The following is a 17,453-nucleotide window of genomic DNA, read 5'->3' as shown; positions in this document are numbered from 1 at the left end:
TGGTTTCCTGGCTGAAAAGAGCGGACGGATAATGTGTTCCGTCCGCCAGTGCGCTATTTTTGCTATAAAGCAGGTACAATGCATTTTTTGCCATTCCCGTAAGGAGCGCAAGCGTGCGTGCCGATAAGTCATTAAGCCCTTTTGAAATACGGTTGTACCGTCATTATCGCATCGTGCATGGCATACGTATCGCCCTGGCGTTCATTCTTACCTTTCTGCTGGTTCGTCTGTTTTCTATTCCCGAGGGCACATGGCCGCTAATCACGTTAGTGGTGATTATGGGGCCCATCTCATTCTGGGGAAATGTAGTGCCTCGTGCTTTTGAGCGCATAGGCGGTACGATTCTGGGCGCGGCGTTAGGGCTGGTGGCGCTACGCCTGGAGCTCTTTTCCTTACCGCTGATGCTGGTGTGGTGTGCGATAGCGATGTTTTTGTGCGGCTGGCTGGCCTTAGGGAAAAAACCGTATCAGGCGCTACTGATAGGCATAACGCTTGCCGTTGTTGTCGGCGCTCCCGCTGGTGATATGGATACGGCATTATGGCGTGGCGGGGATGTGATTTTGGGGTCGCTACTGGCAATGTTGTTTACCGGCATCTGGCCCCAGCGCGCCTTTTTGCACTGGCGCATCCAACTGGCGCATTGCGTCACGGCGTATAATCGGGTGTATCAGGCAGCGCTGTCGCCGAATTTGCTGGAGCGCCCCCGGTTGGATAAACATTTGCAACGGTTGCTGAACGATGTCGTCAAAATGCGCGGGCTGATAACGCCTGCCAGTAAAGAAACCCGGATACAAAAATCTATTTTCGAGGCCATTCAGACCATCAACCGCAACCTGGTTTGTATGCTTGAATTACAAATCAATGCCCACTGGGCGACGCGCGCCAGCCATTTTGTGATGCTTAACGCGCACACATTGCGTGAAACCCAGCAGATGACGCAGCAAACCTTGCTAACGATCGCCCACGCGTTGTTTGAAGGCAACCCGCAGCCGGTACTGGCAAACACCGGTAAACTGAATGATATTGCTGCCGAGTTGCGGCAGCTAATGAACGAGCAGCAGGGCGACGCGGTGGCTGAAACCCCTATCCACGGCTATGTTTGGCTAAGTATGGAAACTGCCCGACAGTTGGAACTGCTTTCACATTTGATCTGCCGGGCTTTGCGCAAATAAAAAGCAGATGGGGCGAATGAATTTGTTGCTGCTTCGATTCAGCAAAGATTAAGAGTATGATACTAATATAAGGATAAAATGAGTGCTACTGGCAACGATTTTATCCCCGAACCTTCAGGTTTCCCCAGACGGCGACGTAACGGTGTTTCCTCTGGCGGCTTGAAGTATGACGGGGATAAACGTAATGTTTATCCACTAGCAGTTGCTTAACGAATCCGAATCTCACATTATCAGGGGTGTAAAAATGGAAACAACCAAGCCTTCTTTCCAGGACGTGCTGGAGTTTGTTCGTCTGTTCCGTCGCAAAAATAAACTGCAGCGTGAAATTCAGGACATTGAGAAGAAGATCCGTGACAACCAGAAGCGTGTGCTGCTGCTGGACAACCTGAGCGACTACATCAAGCCAGGTATGAGCGTTGAGGCGATTCAGGGTATCATCGCCAGTATGAAAAGCGACTATGAAGATCGCGTTGATGACTACATCATTAAAAATGCCGAAATCTCCAAAGAGCGTCGCGACATTTCCAAAAAGCTGAAAGCGATGGGCGAAATGAAACACGCCGATGTAAAAGCCGAATAATGCGCTACGGCAGTGGGAGCGTATATCAGGCTCTCACTGCAGTTTGACCCCGCCAGTGACCATCTTGAGTAAATGTTGTTTTGGCCAGTGTCGGGTAAGTTTTTTCTCTGCCAGCTTACCTTTCAGACGCGCAATATCATGACGTTTCCGGTCCAGCATCAGACCCACCACGCTACCGCTATGCGCCACGTTCAATCCGTATAAATCACACTCTTCGACCAGCGACAGCAGGGCGGTAAAGCCCGGCTTAGGTAACAGCGTCTGGCTGGCGATAGCGCTAAGCGTAGCCGCCTCACCCAGCCGGAGCGGATTTTGCGTTATACAGGCTTCCTGCACCAGATTCCAGGCCTGCTGCAAGGTTGCTGAACTTGCTATTAATTTCTGCTGGCGAGGGAGACGGTGGTAATCTTGCGTGCGCAGTGTGACCGGGCTTTCCAGTACCAGCAAATCGATTGGCGGCGGTGGCTCGCAGGCGATTTGCGTGGCCGCATTATTATGATCAAACAGCGTTAACTGATGAAAAACGGTGCTATCAGTGGGTTCGATTGAGACGCAAAGCTGTGCAAGGGTGGTTTCATCCAGCGAATGGCCAAGATGATGCGCCGTTGCCACCGCCGTAGCGGCAATATCTGCGGTGCTGCTGGCCATGCCTTTGGCAACGGGAATTGACGAACGCACATCGACGCGAATCTCGTTACTCCAGTGCGCAGGATACTGCCAGTGCGCCAGAACGCGCTCCACCATCGCCCGCGACAATGGGCGCTCGTTTATCAACGGCGGCGCAGCCGTGACTGCTACGGTGCTGTACCAGTCAACGGGGCAGGAGACCAGTTTCTCACTGCCCAGAATCCATCCCTGGATAAGTTCCCCGCATGAGGCGGGGCATTGCGCAACAGCCACATTATCACCTTTCAGGTACGAATAGTGTGCGCGCATAGTGTCATGGTAAAAGCGTTATTACCATGACTTGCCGCAATGCGTCGTATAACCCTCTCAGGCTGGTACACAAAGCCCTTCCGTGGCCGGTAGCGCAATGCGCATAACGTCTTGTGCGATCATTAACTCTTCGTTGGTGTTGATGACGGCGACTTTCACCAGGGCGTTCTCCGTCTGGATAAATGTCGCATTACGCTGATTTTTCTCTTCATCAACGGCTAAGCCCAAAAATTGCAAATTATGGCACACCGCCGATCTGGCGCGCGCTGAGTTCTCGCCAATGCCCCCAGTGAATACCAGCGCATCCAGTCCTCCCATTTGCATAATATAGCTGCCAATGGTGGCGCGAATGCGTTCGGCAAACAGAGTGAGAGCGAGTTTAGCCTGCCGGTTACCGGTATTGGCTGCCTGTTCGACATCGCGGTAATCAGACGACACGCCAGAAACGCCCAGCAAGCCTGACTCATTATTTAATAACTGATTCAACTGTTGCGGCGTTTTGCTTTCGCGCTGGGCTATCCACGGCAGAATAGAGGGATCAATATCTCCGCTACGGGTGCCCATCATCACGCCTGACTGCGGCGTAAAGCCCATCGACGTATTGACCGAACGCCCGTTCTTGATGGCGCAGATGCTGCTACCGTTTCCAAGATGACAACAAATCACCCGTAATGCGCTGAGTGGTACGCCCAGCTTTTCCGCCAGAACGCCGCTGACATACTTATGGCTGGTGCCATGAAAGCCATAACGGCGAATCCCCAGTTCAGCGTAATAATGCCAGGGAAGCGGGTAAATATAGGCGGGTTCATCCAGCGTCTGGTGAAATGCCGTATCAAACACGGCTACGGAAGGGGCATCAGGCAACAGTTGACGAAAAACGTGAATACCCAACGCGTTTACCGGGTTGTGAAGCGGGGCCAGTTCAGCAAGACGTTCGATTTGCGCTAACGTTTCATCCGTGACCAGCGTCGAGTCTTTAAAAAACTCACCGCCGTGCGCCACACGATGGCCCACCCCATCAATGTCCCGCAGACTGTTAATGATTTGATAACCCAGCAGCTTTTCCAGAAGCAGCGTTACCGCATCGCGATGATCGGCAACGGGGACGGTTTCCTGCCATTTTTGGCTGTGCGTCTTAATTGTCACCTGCGCATCTGCCATACCGATACGCTCAATCAGCCCCTGACAGAGCATGTCGCCCTGCGGCATCTCCAGCAGCTGAAATTTTAACGATGAGCTACCGGCGTTAATGGCCATTATTTTGTAAGACATAAAGGTTCCTTCGAATTCAGAAAATCCAGCACGGCGTCGAGACCCGAGTTATTCAGCGCGCTGGTAATAAAAATCTGCTGTGCGCCAGCCTGCGTAAGCCACTCCGCAACCAGCGAAATACGCTGCGGCTCGGCGAGATCGGCCTTGGTGACCAGGCCAATCGTCGGGCGGTTCATCGGGGCGGTAAAACCCGGAGAAAAGGGCGACCACTGGGCGTCGGCATTCAGCACCAGGGCGATGACGTCGGCCTCGCAGGCGCTGGTCAGCAGGGCGCTGTACAGGCAGCGGTTCTCCAGATATTCGCCCGGCGTATCGATGGCCATCGGCGACCATTCAATGGCCTGAGTTTTCTTATAATGGAGCGCTTCGCCGCGCAGGCTTTGGGTCAGCGAGGTTTTTCCGCACTGGCTGGGGCCGATAAACATCAAACGCTTCATGACTTTACGTCCGGGTGATCGAGCAAGTGGTGAACTGCATCATTTCGCCCAGCGTGCGCGTTACCTGCTTGAGGGCATACTCGACGGCAGAAACGTCGCCGGTCAGCACCACGGCACCGGTAAAGCGATCGAGAAAACCAATTTCCACCGCGCCGGATTTGGTGGCGATATCGCAGGCGATAATCGATGCTTCGCTCGGCGTGATGGTAAGGATGCCAATGGCGGACACTGCATCCTGCAGGCCCAGCTTCTTAAAGAGATCTTTCCCTGGATTAGCAATCAGGTGCGCGAGAGTGACCTGTTTCCCCGGCACGTATTCCTGAATCATGCGATCCGTTGTCGGTTGTCTTTCCATTACCCCTCCACCATCTGTCGCCACATGGCTTCATGCGGGCGTGGGATCACCGAACGGTAAACCAACAACCCTTTCTCGCCCGCGCTTTCGCTGGCAACCGTCACGGCGTTATTGACGTCAGAAACGTCGCCCGCCACCACCATGTAGCATTTACCGCCGATACCGAAGGCCATATGCACCCGCACCAGGGTGACGTTTGAGCCTTTCACCGCCCGGTCTGCGGCGCTAATGCAGGCCGCCACGCTCCAGGTTTCGACGATACCTACCGCCTGGCGCTTATCGACGCTGTTCAGGCCGCTGATGGCCGGAAGTACGCTGGGATGAATATTCGCCAGCACCAGGCTGTCGACGAGCATCTCGCCGGCCTGCGACGTACCGGTTTCAATGGCCTGCTGGATAGCGCCGATATCGCCGCCCAGCATCAGTAAAAACTTCCCCGGACAGATGGTCTTGCTGACCAGTAGATCGACGTTGGCGCTTTTCAGCATGGCATCACCAAGCTCCATGCCTTTGGCGATGCTGGTGAGTTCTAAAATTCCTATAGCCTGAGACATGGTTAACCTCTTACAACAGTGATGGCCTGTTCGCTGATGGCCGATACAACGCCGTCGATGCTGGCGTGAATGGGTGCGCCGAGCGCGCCAGGCGGGACATCAGCAACGCATTGCCCGCGCGTCACGCGTTCTCCCACCGCAACGTTCGCTACCGCGCTGGCACCAATATGCTGGCGCAGCTGCAAAGTGACTTTTTCTACTGACGGTTCTTCTTCAACCAGCGGCGCTTCCTGGTACCAGGGGCTTAGTCCCAGTTTGGCGATCAGCCGCTTCACCGGCACGAGGCGATATTTCGCCATCTCGTCGGCCGGATTCAGCGGCCCTTCGTAGCGCTGGTTTTGCGCCCGTAGCTCGCGTTTTAACATGCGGTTGATGCGCATCGGCGAGATCCCCACCGGACAGGCCACGCTTTCGCAAACGTTGCATTCCGAACAGGTAAGGGCGCTCAGCAGCAGCTGCGGCGTGGCAGCCTGATGAAAGTTCACCGCCCGCACCAGCAGGTGCGGAGAGAGTTCGTGGCCGATCAGGTGTCGCGGACAGAGATCGGTACACAGTCGGCACTGTTCGCAGACGGTGCGCGCGACGGAAAGCACCGTGCGCTCGTCCTGCATTCTCCGCTGGATAAGCGGATGGCTTTTGGGGAGCACCAGCAGGCCGCCGGTAGTTTTCGTCACCGGATTATCAAGAGAGGTAATCAGGCCACCCATCATCGGGCCGCCGTTAATAAAACCAGGGTCGTCGACCGTTGCGCCGCCCGCCAGCGCCAGTACTTCCCGCAGCGACATGCCGATGGGAACAGTAACGGTCAACGGTCTGGCGACCGCGCCGTTCACGGTCAACGTGCGACGAGTGACCGGAAACCGCTGCTCGACCGCTCGGGCAATATTTAGCACCGTTTGCACGTTATTGACGACCACGCCGACGCTGGCCGGTAGCGCAGCCGGGGCGACCCGACGACCGGTTGCCATCCAGATAGTCAGCACCTCATCGCCTGCCGGATATACATCCGGCAGGATATGCAGGCGGATACCGTCTGGCAGCAGTGGGGTGAGGGCGTCGATGGCCCGGCGGTATTTTTCTTTCAGGGCTATCACCCCTTCGCGCGCGCCGGTTGCCGTCATGGCGTACTGTACGCCGCGCACAAGGCGCGCAGCTTGCTGCCACATCAGTTGCTGGTCAACTTTGAGCATCGGTTCACATTCGGCGGCGTTCACCAGAAAAATCTCTACCTGCGCCTGTAGTTTGACGTGAGCGGGAAAACCTGCGCCGCCCGCGCCGACAACGCCCGCTGCGCGAACGCGCTCGCGAATTTCATCGGCGCTAAGGGACATTTCAACGCTGTTGATGGCGGTGCTCATAGCAGTTCCTCCAGCAGTTCCCGAATGGCTTCGGCATTGGCCGGGCGCGGGTTAGTGCGCAGCGTAACGTCAGCCAGCGCAGCCTGCACCATCGCCGGAATGCGTGCGGAAAAGTCGGATCTTCCTTCTTTAAGCGCAACGGCCAGTGAGGGAAGGACACAGCGTTGCTTAAGCAGTTCGATTTGCTGAATCAGCGCATTGATCGCCGCGATATCATTGGCTTCTGCCGGGCAAAAACCGCAGGCTTTGGCCAGCCGCGCGTAGCGTTTGGCGGCGCGCGGAACGCCGGCGTTAAAACGGATAACCGTGGTTAACAGCAGGGCGTTGGCCAGGCCATGCGGCAGATGAAACTGCCCGCCAAGCTGGTGGGCTATCGCGTGGTTAAGCCCCAGCCCCGCCTGGCTGAAGGCCATCCCGGCGAGCGTTGAGGCATTGTGCATTTTCCCGCGCGTCGCCACGCAGTCGCCTTTTTCCACCGCCGTGGGCAGATACTGGAACACCAGTTTGGCGGCTTTTTCCGCTAGCGCGTCGGTAAAGTCGCTGGCGCGCGGTGACACCCAGGCCTCCAGGGCGTGGGTCAGCACGTCCATGCCGGTGTTGGCGGTAATCTGCGGCGGTACGCTGACCACCAGCTCCGGGTCGAGGATCGCCATATCCGGATACAGCGCATTGTTGAACAGCGGATACTTGATGCCTTTATCCGGGTCGCTAATTACGCAGGCGCTGGTCACTTCCGAGCCGGTGCCGCTGGTGGTCGGGATCGCCACGCAGGTTTCGATGTTGATCCCGCTCTGCTGGCTAAACCAGACAATCGCTTTCGCCGCGTCCATTGCCGAGCCGCCGCCAAAACCGATCACCACCTGCGGTTGCAGAGCCTGCATTTGCGCAATGCCCTGAACCACTGTGTGGATGGTGGGGTCCGGCGTTATCTCGCTAAAGACGCTGATGCGGTTATCTGCGGGCAGCGCGTTACGCAGGGTATCCAGCAGCGGAGAGTGCGCCAGAAAGCCATCGCAGATTATCCAGATGTGCTTATTGGTAAAGCGCTTGAGCACCGCCAGGCTGCCCTGACCGCTGTACAACCGCGTTTGTAGTGAGAAGGTATTCATCGCGACCTCAGTTAGCGAATAGAAAAGCCGTTGGTCAGTACGCAGCGCCGGGAACGGGCAAAAGTACGCGCTGACGTGGTCCCTTCACCGGTTGGTGTGGCGATAGTGAAGGTGGTAAAGCCTTCGCCGCCGACGCCGATCCCGGCATAAGAGGGGCCGTTTTTGACGAATATCGAGGTTTGCAGCGTGCGGGCCGCGAGGTTCAGGCGTGACACGTTCTGCGAGTGCATAATGGCGGTATGATGCAGCCCCTCTTCAACCTTCAGGGCCAGCGCCAGCGCGCTATCGAAATCGCTGACTTTTACCACTGGCAGCATCGGCATCAACTGTTCGCTGGTGACCCACGGATCGTCAGCGTTAACCAGCGCAATCAGCAGACGCGGCGCTTTTGCAGGGACAGCGATCCCGGCGGCTTCCAGCATGGCCGATGGGCTCTTGCCGACCAGTTTTTTATTCGCCTGGCCTTCAGGCAGGCAGACGGCGCGGAGTTTGTCGGTATCGGCAGGGCTTAACAGCAGCGCGCCGAAGGTTTGCATTTGCTGCACCAGACGTTCGGCGACACTCTCCACTACGATCAGGCTCTTCTCGGCAATGCAGGGCAGGTTGTAATCGAATGACGCGCCGTTGATGATATCTTCCGCCGCTTTCACCAGGTCCGCCGTTTCATCAACGATGCAGGGCGGGTTACCCGCGCCAGCGCCAATCACCTTCTTACCGCTCTTCATGCCCATTGCCACAATGCCCGGGCCGCCGGTAATGGCCAGTACTGCGATTCGCGGGTGGGCCATCATCTGCTGGGTCGCTTCGAAGGTGGGTTCCGCCACGGTCACCACCAGATTGCGGATGCCGCAGCAGCGGAAGGCAATCTCTTCAATCAGGCTAATCAGCTTCAGAGAGACCTTTTTCGCTCCCGGATGCGGGCTAAAGTAGATACTGTTGCCCGCCGCCAGCATGCTGATACTGTTGTTGATGATGGTTTCCGTCGGGTTGGTGCTTGGGGCGACCGAACCGATAACGCCAAACGGTGAGTATTCAAACAGCACCATGCCGCCGTCGCCGGTCAGCGCGGTGGTGGTGAGATCTTCTACGCCCGGCGTGTTGTCCAGCGCAGCCTTGTTTTTGAGAAATTTATCTTCTTTGTTGCCCATCCCCGTTTCATTGGCGCTCTCTTCCGCCAGGGGCGCCAGCAGCGGCGTCAGCTCCTGACGCATCGCGCTGATAATGGCGCTGCGGGTTTTTAGCGGGCACTGCTGATAACGTAAGAACGCCTGGTGCGCGGCGTCGATGGCCTCGCTCACGGACTGGAAAATCCCTTTGCCCTGAGGCTGGACCGGCGTTTGCGCCGGCGTGGTTAATTGCTCGCTAAGAATGGTGCGAATCAGGGTTTCGAGTTCAGAAGTATTCATTGATGAGTTCCCACGTTAATAGCCGCGATGGCGGTCTGTGCTATGTCCATGTCCTGCTCAACGCTGCCGCCGCTGATGCCAAGACCCCCAATTAATATGCCGTCGCGCCACAGGGCGTAACCGCCGCCAAAGGTGACCACTTTTCCCTGTAAATGACTTTCCAGACCGTAAAGCGCGGCGCCCGGCTGAACGACATCGCTCAGCTCATGGGTCGCCGTTTTCATCGCCACTGCGGTCCAGGCCTTTTTCGGCGCCAGCTCGCTGCTGACCAGCAGGGCGTCCGGCATCCGCCAGGTCACAGTTTCCGTGCCGTGCGCGTCAACGATGCTGACGACTACCGGAACCTGCAGTTGCTGCGCGCGTTCAACGGCGGCGCGGGTGAGCTGGTGCAGATCGTGGAATGAGAGGGCCACTGGCGTCGTCTCCTTGCTGTGGGGCGGCTGGCAGGCAGCCAGATAGCGCTTGCTAACTTCACGGATGATGTTGGCCTGGTGCGCATCGCTATCTTCCGCGCGGGCCAGGGCGTACAGGCAGTCCGATAAGCGGTTGATATAGCGCATCAGCACCTGACGTACGTTGACTTCAGTTGCCAGTTCAACCAGACGGCGTTCGGCGCGGCGCGCCAGCGTGCGGGCAAAATGTAAGCGGCTCGCGGCTTCGCAGCGTCCGGGTAAAATAAAGCTGTGCAGCGGTTCGACGCGGGCCATCGCCCGATCGATAGCGGCTTCCAGGGCCGAAATCTCTTCGCTGCTGATGTAGCGCTGTTTGGGCGATGGCTGCTCGCTGTCGCTGGCCAGCTCTGCGCTAAACCAAAAAAGTTGCTGCTGGATGGCCTCGAGTAAGGTGCGGTGGTTTTCATCCGCAGCGGCGCAGGCGCACAGGCTCAGCGCGGCGTTCAGCTCATCCAGCGTGCCGTAGGCTTCAACCCGCGGGTGGGTTTTGCTCACCCGCTGGCCGGTAAACAGTGATGTGGTGCCAGCGTCACCTGTTCGGGTATAAATCGCCATAACCGCCCCTTAACACGAAAGCGTATCTACAATGCCGACAACGGCGAGGTCAATGGCCTCATTTGGCCCGGAAAAAACGTGCCTGGCGCTGGAGCCGCCGCTGAGCAAAACCAGTTCGCCGACGCCCGCGCCGACGGAGTCCACGGCCACTTCATCGCCGGAGGTGGGCGAGGCGGGGAGTTCGCCATCGGCGCTGACCCGACGCACCAGCAGCAGCTTTTTCCCAATCAAAGAAGGTGATTTTTGCGTGGAGACAACCGCGCCCGTGACTCGTGCCAGATGCATGATTTACTCCTGCTTAATTAATTGAATATTCCGCGCATTGGCCGCGTCACGCGCCATGGCGGTCACGATGCATTTGCGGTGGACAACCACACGCCCCCGGCTTAGCAGCGCGACATCGCGATAGCTCAGCACCGAACCCGCATGCAGAACCAGCGGCAGTCCGTGCTCATCGGTGAATACCAGCGGCAGACGAGCCAGTTTTTTTACCGGGATAACCGGCAGCAGCTGGCTGTGCAGGCTGAGCTGTACGCGGATGCCAAACGCCAGCGCGTCGTGAATTTTCCGGGCGGCGGCATCGCCGGTTTCTGCATCCGCAAGCTGACCCAGCAGCGGCAGGTCGATGAGCAGGATGCGCAGCGACGCGTGCTGACAGAACAGTGCTGGACAGTCGGCATCGCGAAGTTGCGTAACGCTCAGCGTCGCCGTGCTCTGGGCACGGCGATGCAGCCGGGAGACAATCTCCTCGACAATGCGCTGCAGGGTTTCGCCGTTCATCGCGGGCCTACCAGCCGGGCAAAGGCATGCGGGTTATCGGCACCAGCGGCGTTGGCTTCATCGGTATCAATGTGCATTTCGAGGCGCATGTCCGGTGAAACGCGAATCGCCACGTTGTTGAAAATCAGCCCGCGATCGTCGCCTTCAATCGCCACGGAGACCATATCGCCGTGGGAAACCCGCAGGATCAGCGCATCAAGCGGCGACATATGGATATGCCGCTGCGCGACGATAACCCCGGAAGGCAGCTCCAGTTCGGCAAAGGGGCTGACCAGGCGGATGCCCGGCGTCCCCTTCAGGTTGCCGGACATTCTCAGCGGCGCGGCAATCCCCAGCGTTCTCGCATCGGTACGCGAAATTTCCACCTGGCTTACCGAGCGCAGCGGGCCGAGCAGGCGCACATTTTTGAGCTGCCCTTTCGGTCCCACCAGAGTGACGGTTTGCTCCGCGGCGTATTGTCCCGGCTGCAGCAGCGCTTTTTTCTCGCTGATGGGATGGCCGGGAAACAGCCGCTCATAATCCTGTGCGGACAGGTGGATATGACGGTTTGAGACGCCCAGCGGAATAGGCCGCTGGCGCATCTCGTCGAGAACTTTACGGACCGTTGATTGCAGAAGCTCTTTATCCATTACGCTTCACCTCGCTTGCCGGAATGAATGCAAAGCGTACGAGGTTCGCCCTTCTGGCGCGGACATTTTGGATCCAGACACAGATTGCAGCTGACCAGTTCTGATTCCTGCGGGGCCTCTTCGGCTGGCGCTTCAGAAACGACATCAGCTATCTCTGACGCTTCAGGCTCAGGTTCAATGACGGAGGGGGAGGGTGTCTCTGCGAGCAGGATCCCTTCTCCGGGCCTGGCGATAACCTTGTGGGCCACCAGGCCATTCCACTGTTCGGCGAAATGCGCACCGGTGGTGATAGCCGCCTGAACGGAGGCCACATCACCGGTAATTTTAATCACCATCCAGCCTGAACCATTGGTCTTTTCGAGGGCGAGCAGCGTGATAGAAGCGGATTTCGCCATGATATCGGCGCAGCTGATAGCCAGTGCCAGACCACAAACTTCAAGTAATCCCAGTGATTGCTTCACGCGGTGCTCCTTATTCGCCATCGATTAGGCTGATTTCGGTAAAATGGCCTCAACATCGCTGTGCGGACGCGGGATAACGTGGCAGGATTTCACTTCACCCACGACGCTTGCCGCTGCGCTGCCGGCATCTACGGCTGCTTTAACCGCGCCGACATCGCCGCGAACCATGACGGTCACCAGGCCAGAACCAATTTTTTCGTAGCCCACCAGCTGTACGTTGGCGGATTTAACCATTGCATCGGCGGCTTCAATGGCGCCGACCAGCCCTTTTGTTTCAACCAGTCCCAGTGCGTTATTCATACTGCCGTTCTCCTGTGATTAAGCATGGAGATCCCGAAAGGGGATCCCTTTGACCAGCCGTGCCGCGTTATTACCGGTGTTGCGTTGGGCCTGACTGTCCTGATGATGCATCAGCGTAAAAAGCGGCGCCGATGCGGGTAAATTCTTGTAATGCACGACCAGCGAGTGTCGATCGCAGGCAATGCCGACCAGCAGCGGCGAGCTGCGCGCCGCCTGCCAGGCGCTGTCAACGATATCTCCAGCCGGGTGATGCTGAAGCAGGAAAGGGATGCCTTCCTCTTCAATGCCCAGCAGCACTTCGTGCCAGAGGCTGGCGCAGTCGTTGATAACGGTAATGACGATAGCCGGGGCGCTGTGATTACTGTCCATGCGCAAACTCCTTATGCCAGGAGAGAATCAGGCCGGTGGCCACCGCGTTTCTTGGGCCTTCGCTGCCGCGAATATTTCCTCGCCCGGCGACCAGGCGGTAGTGCGCCAGCGCATCGGTGACCAGCTGCGGAACTTCGAAATCCAGCGACGAGCCGCCGACCAGCACCACGAACGGAATATCGCGAATGTTGCCGGTTGGACTGACCTGGCGCAGCGCGCGCAGGGCGTTGGTGACAAAGACGCGTTCTTTAGCGCTGCGGCGAATGGCGCGCACTTTTTCCAGCGCTAAGTCGCCGGGAAGCGGCACCAGTTCGTCCGGTTTCACCACGCAGACGCGGGCGAACACGGCGGGAGGCAGCGGCGTCGGGAAGAACTGGACGCTGCCGTCCTCGTGGCGTAAGTGGAACAGGCTTTCGACCTTAGCCAGCGGGTATTTTTTGATCTCTTCCGCCAGATAGCGGTCTTCCAGCCCCAGTTCGCGGGCAATAATCATCGTGACCATGTCGCCTGCCCCGGCGAGATGGGTGGCGATGATTTCGCCTTTAGGGTTGATGATGGAGGCATCGGTGGAGCCCGCGCCGAGGTCGAGGATCGCCAGCGGTCGGGTGGTACCCGGCGTGGTCAGCGCGCCCAGAATGGCGGCTTCAGCCTCAGCGCCGCCGATCTGCACGTCGATATTAAGCTTCTGCTCAATTTCACGGGCAATCATCGCCATCTGCAGACGGTCTGATTTCACCATCGAGGCGATGCCGACGGCCTGCTCCAGCGAGAACTCCCCGGCCAGACCGCCGGTGACGCTCACCGGAACCGAGGTGTCAACGGCCAGTAGATCCTGAATGAAAATCTCACTGCTCGGCTTGTTGGTCAGTTCGGCCATGGTCTGGCGCACGTGCTCCAGCATGCCGCCGATATTGGTCCCGGCCTCGCCGGTGACGTTGTCGAGCTTGCCGCAACCGTCCACCGCTTTCATGATGGCTTCGGCACCGGCGGCAACATCCACGCGCACGGTACGACCCTGAGCCTGCAGCTCCAGGTTACCGGCGGGTATTGCGCGCGCTTTGACGTCGCCGGATGGCGTTTTAACCACCACGGCGGAACGGTTGCCAATCAGCGCGCGCGCCATCGGGACGATGTTTTTTGTCTCATCGGCGTTGAGATTAAATACGGTGGCGATGCCGTAAGGGTTAGAGAGGGTTTCGATAACCTTTCCCGGCACGGCGACTTCAATCGCCGCCAGCATCCCCAGCGGAATGCGGTCGATGTACAGAACTTCATCGACAATCGGTAGCGATTTTTCCAGCCGGTTGCTGACCAGTACGCCATCGTCGCGCTGCAAAATGACGCCGGTAATCTGGTATCCGGCGCGCATTGAGGCGTTGATAACATTGGCGATATCAGCAAAATCAAAGGCTGACGATACCACCAGAATATAGGACGAGTCCGCCGGGCGGGTTAACAGCTCCTCCGGCGTAATCGTGATACCCACACCAAGGCCTGCTCCGCCCGGCGTTTTTGGGTTATGGCCGATCATTGTCGATTCGGTGATGATGGTTTCGGTAATGGTTTCCATCGCCACATCGCCAATCACCGGCGTGGCTTCGTTAATGCGGATGAGCGAAATATCTCTGACATTGATCCCCGCGCGCTTTGCGACGAGGGCGAGCGCTTCCTGAATGCCGAACACGTTACGCAACGTGCCTTTGATCCCGGTGGTTTCCGCCAGCGCGCTGTGTGTAATCGTCAGTGCGCCAGTCTCATCTTGCCGCGCCAGTGCGACTTCCGTTGATGAGTTACCGATGTCAATGCCAGCTATATATCGCATACGAAATCCTTAATCGTCGCCTTTGAGTTTTTTACGCTCAACGTACAGCCCTGCCGCTTCACGAACGAAAGCTGCGCAAATCTTTGCCTGATAACGGTTTTCGAGATCGTCGGCGATAGCGAGCAGCTCTTCTTTCGTTGAACGATACGGACGAAGGGCGTTGTAGATTTCAAGAATGCGATCGTCCGGTACCGCGGTCAGTTCGGCGGCGCGTTCGAAGTTCATCGCCAGCCGGTCGCGACCCGCATCTTTGGCGATAGAGGCCTGTAAGCGCAGGGTTTCCGGGGTAATACGCATATCCTGAGCGGTGACTTTATTGCTCAGCACGTTTTCCAGCGTAAAGTCGTCCAGCGTTTTATTGGTGGCGGTTTTCACCCATTCCGGGTGTTTGTTCGCCAGCGGGTAGTCGCTGACCTTTGCGCTGCGGGACGTGCCGCCTGCCGCAGGAGCCGCTGCTGGCGCATCGCCCTGCAGGCTGTTCATGCGGCTCAATACGTCCCGGACCATCGATTCAATTGCGTCGGTATTCATGGAGTTATCCTTTATCAAAGCGCCACGCGCAGTTCCTGCGGGTTTTTGCCCGTCACGACGTACTTGGTCTCTTTAATATGCAAAATGGCCGACTTTGCCTGGTACTTCGGGCGTGCCATCTGGTCATTGAGCGTAGGGACCGGCTGCGGTGATTCTCGTTTCGCATAGCGGGCGGCGTTTTTACCAATCTGACGGTAGGTTTCCAGCGTCAGCAGCGGTGCCTGCGGGAACAGCTCCAGGTTGGAGAGCGGCGGTAGCCCCTGCTGGTGGATAACCGTAGTACCTTTCGACTGGATGCCGATGGAGATGCCGGATCCGCTCAGGCGGTTACCTTCAACGGCGACGAACGCCACGTCGGAAGATTTAAAGCAGCGAATCACGCGCGCCTTGATGCCTTCTTCTTCAATACCGGCAATGACTTCGCGCAGAATGCTCTTATGCGGTAAGCCGACGATATTGACGGTTTGCGCCAGGCCAAATGCCGGGCCGACGGCGATAATGACTTCGTCCTGCTGAGTGCCCTGGCGCGCTTCGCCCACTTCGGTCAGAAAGCCGTCGCCCGCAGGCGCAGCGGTCTGTGGTGCTGTGGATGCCGCAGGCGCATTAAACGAGACGGGTTTATCGCTGCCCTTCATATCGCGGAGTACGTCTTCAATTATCTGGCGCAGCAATTTTTCATTAATTTCCATTTCTCACCCCTTAATCAATCTCGTTGGGATCAAGAGCGCCAGGGATGTTTTTAATCTCTTCCCAGCGTTCTCCCTGCAGGCGATAACCTGTTGCCGGACCGGCATAGTCATTGACGTCATTAACCGCAGAGAGCACTTGTCCGTCGCCGACGATAATGGCGGAGGTGTGCAAATAGTCGCCGGTTAGCTTGGCTTTCTGGATGTTGAGCATGTCCTGGGCCACGTCGGTAAACCCGCCCTGAGCCAGCGCTTTCACAACTTCCAGACCGTTGCGGTTTTTATTGATGATTTCCTGGGCGAACTTGATGTCTTCGACGATGTTGCGCTCCGGCATATCTTTCGAACCGTGGGCATAGGTCGCGGCTTCAACTTCTTCATCGGTAATCGGCGGCAGTCCCATTCCGGCAAACACGGCCTGCAGCGCGCGGGCGGCTTTGTTACGGATGGCGATAACGTCCTCTTCGCGAACCGGGCGCAGACCGCCGTCCACTTTCAGGTCACGCTGGATAACGTTGTAGTCGTCAAAGTCTTCCGCATCTTCGTTGGAACCGGCGAACATGTTGTCGTAGTTCGGCACCGCGGAATAACCGGAGGAGATAAAGTCGGTACCCGGCAGGAACTGCATCAGCAGGCGAGCGGTACGACGCATATCGGAGTGGGTGAAGGTCTGGTCGTTACTGGAGGCGCATTCCAGATCCAGCGAAGAGCAGATCAGGTTTTCCGCCAGCACGGCACGAATGCCTGACGGCACGGCAGACGGTACGCCGATGCAGCTTACGGAGCCGTTTTGCAGCCCCTGAACGCCCGCGGCTTTGGTGATATAGATGCAGCGCGCTTCCAGATACAGCATGGATTTGCCTTCGGCGTAGCCCATCTGCACTTCGGAGCCGGAGCCGGAGGTGAAGCGCATTTTCAGGCCGCGAGAGGCGTAGGAAGAGGCTAAGAAGCCCTTCGACCATGGGGTATCGTCACCGTCGGTGAAGACCGGCTCGGTGCCGTAAACGGAGATGGTTTCGGCGTAGCAGGTGTGGCCCAGCATGCCGAGCTTCAGCTCGGTGGCTTCTTCCAGCGAGCATTGAGTCAGTACCCCCGGACGACCTACCTGAGAACCAACCAGCAGCGCGATGGCGTTGAACGGCGCATAGCGCGCTACCGCAACCGTCGTCTCTTGTTCGTCAAACCCGCGCCATGCGCCTTCGGCGGCATCGGCGGCAATTTGCACCGGGTTGTCTTTAACGTTGGTGACGTGCGCCTGTTGAGATGGAGTACGGCGGGCGCGCATTTTCTGCATCGCCATCATCATCTCAACCACGTTCATATGCGAAACCACTTCGACAATTTTCGCTGGGGTCATCGCGGTGGTTAGCGGAACGATTTCGCTGCGCTTGACGTTCGGATCGCACAGCATGTTAGCCAGCTTGACCGAATCCATCGCCATCACTTCTTCGGCGCGGTTCAGGTTGATGCCGTAGCGGGCGATAAAGTGGTCGATCAGGTCGAATTCGCTAACCGGTTTTCCGTCCAGCTCGGTTACCGCGCCGTTAACGATTTTTATCGACGGTTTTGGGTCGTTCGGGCTTTCCATCGCGATAAAGCCTTCTTCGATCCACTCCTTAACAAAGCCGTCCTGATTCACAGGGCGTTTCGCCAGTGCTTCAAATCTTTTCGATCTCATGAATCAGCCTC

Annotated in this window: 21 protein-coding genes and 19 other annotated features; of the genes, 2 read left to right on the top strand and 19 right to left on the bottom strand. The window is 57.5% G+C overall.

The genetic code is table 11. The annotated features are described in order from the left end of the window. The first annotated feature begins 100 nt into the window (after nt 1–100). Nucleotides 101–106 (top strand) — a ribosome-binding site (putative RBS for yeeA; RegulonDB:STMS1H002209). Together yeeA and yeeX are read left to right on the top strand one after the other, a co-directional pair. After that, the gene (gene yeeA, locus STM2060) for a putative inner membrane protein (RefSeq protein NP_461005.1) occupies nt 101–1,172 on the top strand. Within the gene, nt 114–1,172 belong to an annotated coding region; the region does not span the whole gene. Its footprint overlaps the feature before it by 6 nt. Nucleotides 1,173–1,403: 231 nt before the next feature. Beyond that, nucleotides 1,404–1,409 (top strand) — a ribosome-binding site (putative RBS for yeeX; RegulonDB:STMS1H002208). Then, the gene (yeeX, locus tag STM2059) for a putative cytoplasmic protein (protein NP_461004.1) occupies nt 1,404–1,752 on the top strand. Within the gene, nt 1,417–1,752 belong to an annotated coding region; the region does not span the whole gene. It overlaps the preceding feature by 6 nt. 33 nt (nt 1,753–1,785) lie before the next feature. Here yeeX and pduX read toward each other — a convergent pair. The 19 genes from pduX to pduC form a co-directional block, all read right to left on the bottom strand. Then, nucleotides 1,786–2,688, bottom strand: coding sequence for a propanediol utilization protein (gene pduX / locus STM2058; protein NP_461003.1), 903 nt, complete (start codon nt 2,686–2,688; stop codon nt 1,786–1,788). A gap of 57 nt (nt 2,689–2,745) precedes the next feature. Next, nucleotides 2,746–3,967 (bottom strand): propanediol utilization propionate kinase gene (gene pduW, locus STM2057; protein NP_461002.1). Within the gene, nt 2,746–3,960 belong to an annotated coding region; the region does not span the whole gene. Continuing rightward, the gene (gene pduV / locus STM2056) for a propanediol utilization protein (protein NP_461001.1) occupies nt 3,945–4,402 on the bottom strand. Within the gene, nt 3,945–4,397 belong to an annotated coding region; the region does not span the whole gene. The genes pduW and pduV overlap by 23 nt, the downstream gene beginning before the upstream one ends. Further along, nucleotides 3,962–3,967 (bottom strand) — a ribosome-binding site (putative RBS for pduW; RegulonDB:STMS1H002207). Its footprint overlaps the gene before it by 6 nt. Further along, nucleotides 4,397–4,402, bottom strand: a ribosome-binding site (putative RBS for pduV; RegulonDB:STMS1H002206). It lies within the gene pduV. Further along, the gene (gene pduU, locus STM2055) for a propanediol utilization protein (protein NP_461000.1) occupies nt 4,402–4,759 on the bottom strand. Within the gene, nt 4,402–4,752 belong to an annotated coding region; the region does not span the whole gene. The genes pduV and pduU overlap by 1 nt, the downstream gene beginning before the upstream one ends. Further along, nucleotides 4,752–5,312, bottom strand: a protein-coding gene (gene pduT / locus STM2054; protein ID NP_460999.1) for a propanediol utilization protein. Within the gene, nt 4,752–5,306 belong to an annotated coding region; the region does not span the whole gene. The genes pduU and pduT overlap by 8 nt, the downstream gene beginning before the upstream one ends. Then, nucleotides 4,754–4,759, bottom strand: a ribosome-binding site (putative RBS for pduU; RegulonDB:STMS1H002205). Its footprint overlaps the gene before it by 6 nt. Further along, nucleotides 5,307–5,312 (bottom strand) — a ribosome-binding site (putative RBS for pduT; RegulonDB:STMS1H002204). It lies within the gene pduT. Further along, nucleotides 5,309–6,671 (bottom strand): propanediol utilization protein gene (gene pduS, locus STM2053; RefSeq protein ID NP_460998.1). Within the gene, nt 5,309–6,664 belong to an annotated coding region; the region does not span the whole gene. Before pduS ends, pduT begins: the two co-directional genes overlap by 4 nt. Then, the gene (pduQ, locus tag STM2052; protein ID NP_460997.1) for a propanediol utilization propanol dehydrogenase occupies nt 6,661–7,779 on the bottom strand. Within the gene, nt 6,661–7,773 belong to an annotated coding region; the region does not span the whole gene. The genes pduS and pduQ overlap by 11 nt, the downstream gene beginning before the upstream one ends. Next, nucleotides 6,666–6,671 (bottom strand) — a ribosome-binding site (putative RBS for pduS; RegulonDB:STMS1H002203). (Overlaps the previous gene by 6 nt.) Further along, nucleotides 7,774–7,779: a ribosome-binding site (putative RBS for pduQ; RegulonDB:STMS1H002202), on the bottom strand. It lies within the gene pduQ. Nucleotides 7,780–7,784: 5 nt before the next feature. After that, nucleotides 7,785–9,184, bottom strand: a protein-coding gene (gene pduP / locus STM2051) for a propanediol utilization CoA-dependent propionaldehyde dehydrogenase (protein ID NP_460996.1). Within the gene, nt 7,785–9,179 belong to an annotated coding region; the region does not span the whole gene. Next, nucleotides 9,176–10,192, bottom strand: a protein-coding gene (gene pduO, locus STM2050) for a propanediol utilization B12 related protein (protein NP_460995.1). Within the gene, nt 9,176–10,186 belong to an annotated coding region; the region does not span the whole gene. The genes pduP and pduO overlap by 9 nt, the downstream gene beginning before the upstream one ends. Then, nucleotides 9,179–9,184, bottom strand: a ribosome-binding site (putative RBS for pduP; RegulonDB:STMS1H002201). (Overlaps the previous gene by 6 nt.) Beyond that, nucleotides 10,187–10,192, bottom strand: a ribosome-binding site (putative RBS for pduO; RegulonDB:STMS1H002200). Its footprint lies within the gene pduO. 3 nt (nt 10,193–10,195) lie before the next feature. Further along, the gene (pduN, locus tag STM2049; protein ID NP_460994.1) for a propanediol utilization protein occupies nt 10,196–10,479 on the bottom strand. Within the gene, nt 10,196–10,471 belong to an annotated coding region; the region does not span the whole gene. After that, nucleotides 10,474–10,479 (bottom strand) — a ribosome-binding site (putative RBS for pduN; RegulonDB:STMS1H002199). It overlaps the preceding gene by 6 nt. Then, the gene (gene pduM / locus STM2048; protein ID NP_460993.1) for a propanediol utilization protein occupies nt 10,475–10,971 on the bottom strand. Within the gene, nt 10,475–10,966 belong to an annotated coding region; the region does not span the whole gene. The genes pduN and pduM overlap by 5 nt, the downstream gene beginning before the upstream one ends. After that, nucleotides 10,963–11,602, bottom strand: a protein-coding gene (gene pduL / locus STM2047; RefSeq protein ID NP_460992.1) for a propanediol utilization protein. Within the gene, nt 10,963–11,595 belong to an annotated coding region; the region does not span the whole gene. The genes pduM and pduL overlap by 9 nt, the downstream gene beginning before the upstream one ends. Next, nucleotides 10,966–10,971: a ribosome-binding site (putative RBS for pduM; RegulonDB:STMS1H002198), on the bottom strand. Its footprint overlaps the gene before it by 6 nt. Next, nucleotides 11,595–12,077, bottom strand: coding sequence for a propanediol utilization protein (gene pduK / locus STM2046; RefSeq protein NP_460991.3), 483 nt, complete (start codon nt 12,075–12,077; stop codon nt 11,595–11,597). Before pduK ends, pduL begins: the two co-directional genes overlap by 8 nt. After that, nucleotides 11,597–11,602 (bottom strand) — a ribosome-binding site (putative RBS for pduL; RegulonDB:STMS1H002197). It overlaps the preceding gene by 6 nt. A 3-nt stretch (nt 12,078–12,080) precedes the next feature. Then, nucleotides 12,081–12,364, bottom strand: a protein-coding gene (gene pduJ, locus STM2045; protein ID NP_460990.1) for a propanediol utilization protein. Within the gene, nt 12,081–12,356 belong to an annotated coding region; the region does not span the whole gene. Continuing rightward, nucleotides 12,359–12,364, bottom strand: a ribosome-binding site (putative RBS for pduJ; RegulonDB:STMS1H002196). It overlaps the preceding gene by 6 nt. A 10-nt stretch (nt 12,365–12,374) precedes the next feature. Then, the gene (gene pduH / locus STM2044; RefSeq protein ID NP_460989.1) for a propanediol utilization diol dehydratase reactivation protein occupies nt 12,375–12,732 on the bottom strand. Within the gene, nt 12,375–12,725 belong to an annotated coding region; the region does not span the whole gene. Continuing rightward, the gene (gene pduG, locus STM2043; RefSeq protein NP_460988.1) for a propanediol utilization diol dehydratase reactivation protein occupies nt 12,715–14,553 on the bottom strand. Within the gene, nt 12,715–14,547 belong to an annotated coding region; the region does not span the whole gene. The genes pduH and pduG overlap by 18 nt, the downstream gene beginning before the upstream one ends. Continuing rightward, nucleotides 12,727–12,732 (bottom strand) — a ribosome-binding site (putative RBS for pduH; RegulonDB:STMS1H002195). It overlaps the preceding gene by 6 nt. Next, nucleotides 14,548–14,553 (bottom strand) — a ribosome-binding site (putative RBS for pduG; RegulonDB:STMS1H002194). (Lies within the gene pduG.) A 3-nt stretch (nt 14,554–14,556) precedes the next feature. Then, the gene (pduE, locus tag STM2042; RefSeq protein NP_460987.1) for a propanediol utilization dehydratase, small subunit occupies nt 14,557–15,084 on the bottom strand. Within the gene, nt 14,557–15,078 belong to an annotated coding region; the region does not span the whole gene. Beyond that, nucleotides 15,079–15,084, bottom strand: a ribosome-binding site (putative RBS for pduE; RegulonDB:STMS1H002193). It overlaps the preceding gene by 6 nt. A gap of 8 nt (nt 15,085–15,092) precedes the next feature. Then, nucleotides 15,093–15,773 (bottom strand): propanediol utilization dehydratase, medium subunit gene (gene pduD, locus STM2041; protein NP_460986.1). Within the gene, nt 15,093–15,767 belong to an annotated coding region; the region does not span the whole gene. Next, nucleotides 15,768–15,773, bottom strand: a ribosome-binding site (putative RBS for pduD; RegulonDB:STMS1H002192). (Overlaps the previous gene by 6 nt.) Nucleotides 15,774–15,777: 4 nt before the next feature. Continuing rightward, the gene (gene pduC, locus STM2040; RefSeq protein ID NP_460985.1) for a propanediol utilization dehydratase, large subunit occupies nt 15,778–17,447 on the bottom strand. Within the gene, nt 15,778–17,442 belong to an annotated coding region; the region does not span the whole gene. Then, nucleotides 17,442–17,447, bottom strand: a ribosome-binding site (putative RBS for pduC; RegulonDB:STMS1H002191). (Overlaps the previous gene by 6 nt.) Nucleotides 17,448–17,453: the final 6 nt, after the last annotated feature.

The sequence above is a fragment of the Salmonella enterica subsp. enterica serovar Typhimurium str. LT2 genome, from assembly GCF_000006945.2.
Taxonomy (GTDB): domain Bacteria; phylum Pseudomonadota; class Gammaproteobacteria; order Enterobacterales; family Enterobacteriaceae; genus Salmonella; species Salmonella enterica.
This window is presented reverse-complemented; position numbering and strand designations above follow the sequence as displayed.

Coding starts and splice junctions, on each gene's coding strand:
- pduM (NP_460993.1), bottom strand. CDS start 10,966: ATGAACGGCGAAACCCTGCAGCGCATTGTCGAGGAGATTGTCTCCCGG.
- pduO (NP_460995.1), bottom strand. CDS start 10,186: ATGGCGATTTATACCCGAACAGGTGACGCTGGCACCACATCACTGTTT.
- pduE (NP_460987.1), bottom strand. CDS start 15,078: ATGAATACCGACGCAATTGAATCGATGGTCCGGGACGTATTGAGCCGC.
- pduT (NP_460999.1), bottom strand. CDS start 5,306: ATGTCTCAGGCTATAGGAATTTTAGAACTCACCAGCATCGCCAAAGGC.
- pduQ (NP_460997.1), bottom strand. CDS start 7,773: ATGAATACCTTCTCACTACAAACGCGGTTGTACAGCGGTCAGGGCAGC.
- pduW (NP_461002.1), bottom strand. CDS start 3,960: ATGTCTTACAAAATAATGGCCATTAACGCCGGTAGCTCATCGTTAAAA.
- pduL (NP_460992.1), bottom strand. CDS start 11,595: ATGGATAAAGAGCTTCTGCAATCAACGGTCCGTAAAGTTCTCGACGAG.
- pduK (NP_460991.3), bottom strand. CDS start 12,077: ATGGCGAATAAGGAGCACCGCGTGAAGCAATCACTGGGATTACTTGAA.
- pduD (NP_460986.1), bottom strand. CDS start 15,767: ATGGAAATTAATGAAAAATTGCTGCGCCAGATAATTGAAGACGTACTC.
- pduU (NP_461000.1), bottom strand. CDS start 4,752: ATGGAAAGACAACCGACAACGGATCGCATGATTCAGGAATACGTGCCG.
- pduN (NP_460994.1), bottom strand. CDS start 10,471: ATGCATCTGGCACGAGTCACGGGCGCGGTTGTCTCCACGCAAAAATCA.
- pduH (NP_460989.1), bottom strand. CDS start 12,725: ATGGACAGTAATCACAGCGCCCCGGCTATCGTCATTACCGTTATCAAC.
- pduX (NP_461003.1), bottom strand. CDS start 2,688: ATGCGCGCACACTATTCGTACCTGAAAGGTGATAATGTGGCTGTTGCG.
- pduC (NP_460985.1), bottom strand. CDS start 17,442: ATGAGATCGAAAAGATTTGAAGCACTGGCGAAACGCCCTGTGAATCAG.
- pduP (NP_460996.1), bottom strand. CDS start 9,179: ATGAATACTTCTGAACTCGAAACCCTGATTCGCACCATTCTTAGCGAG.
- pduG (NP_460988.1), bottom strand. CDS start 14,547: ATGCGATATATAGCTGGCATTGACATCGGTAACTCATCAACGGAAGTC.
- yeeX (NP_461004.1), top strand. CDS start 1,417: ATGGAAACAACCAAGCCTTCTTTCCAGGACGTGCTGGAGTTTGTTCGT.
- pduJ (NP_460990.1), bottom strand. CDS start 12,356: ATGAATAACGCACTGGGACTGGTTGAAACAAAAGGGCTGGTCGGCGCC.
- pduS (NP_460998.1), bottom strand. CDS start 6,664: ATGAGCACCGCCATCAACAGCGTTGAAATGTCCCTTAGCGCCGATGAA.
- pduV (NP_461001.1), bottom strand. CDS start 4,397: ATGAAGCGTTTGATGTTTATCGGCCCCAGCCAGTGCGGAAAAACCTCG.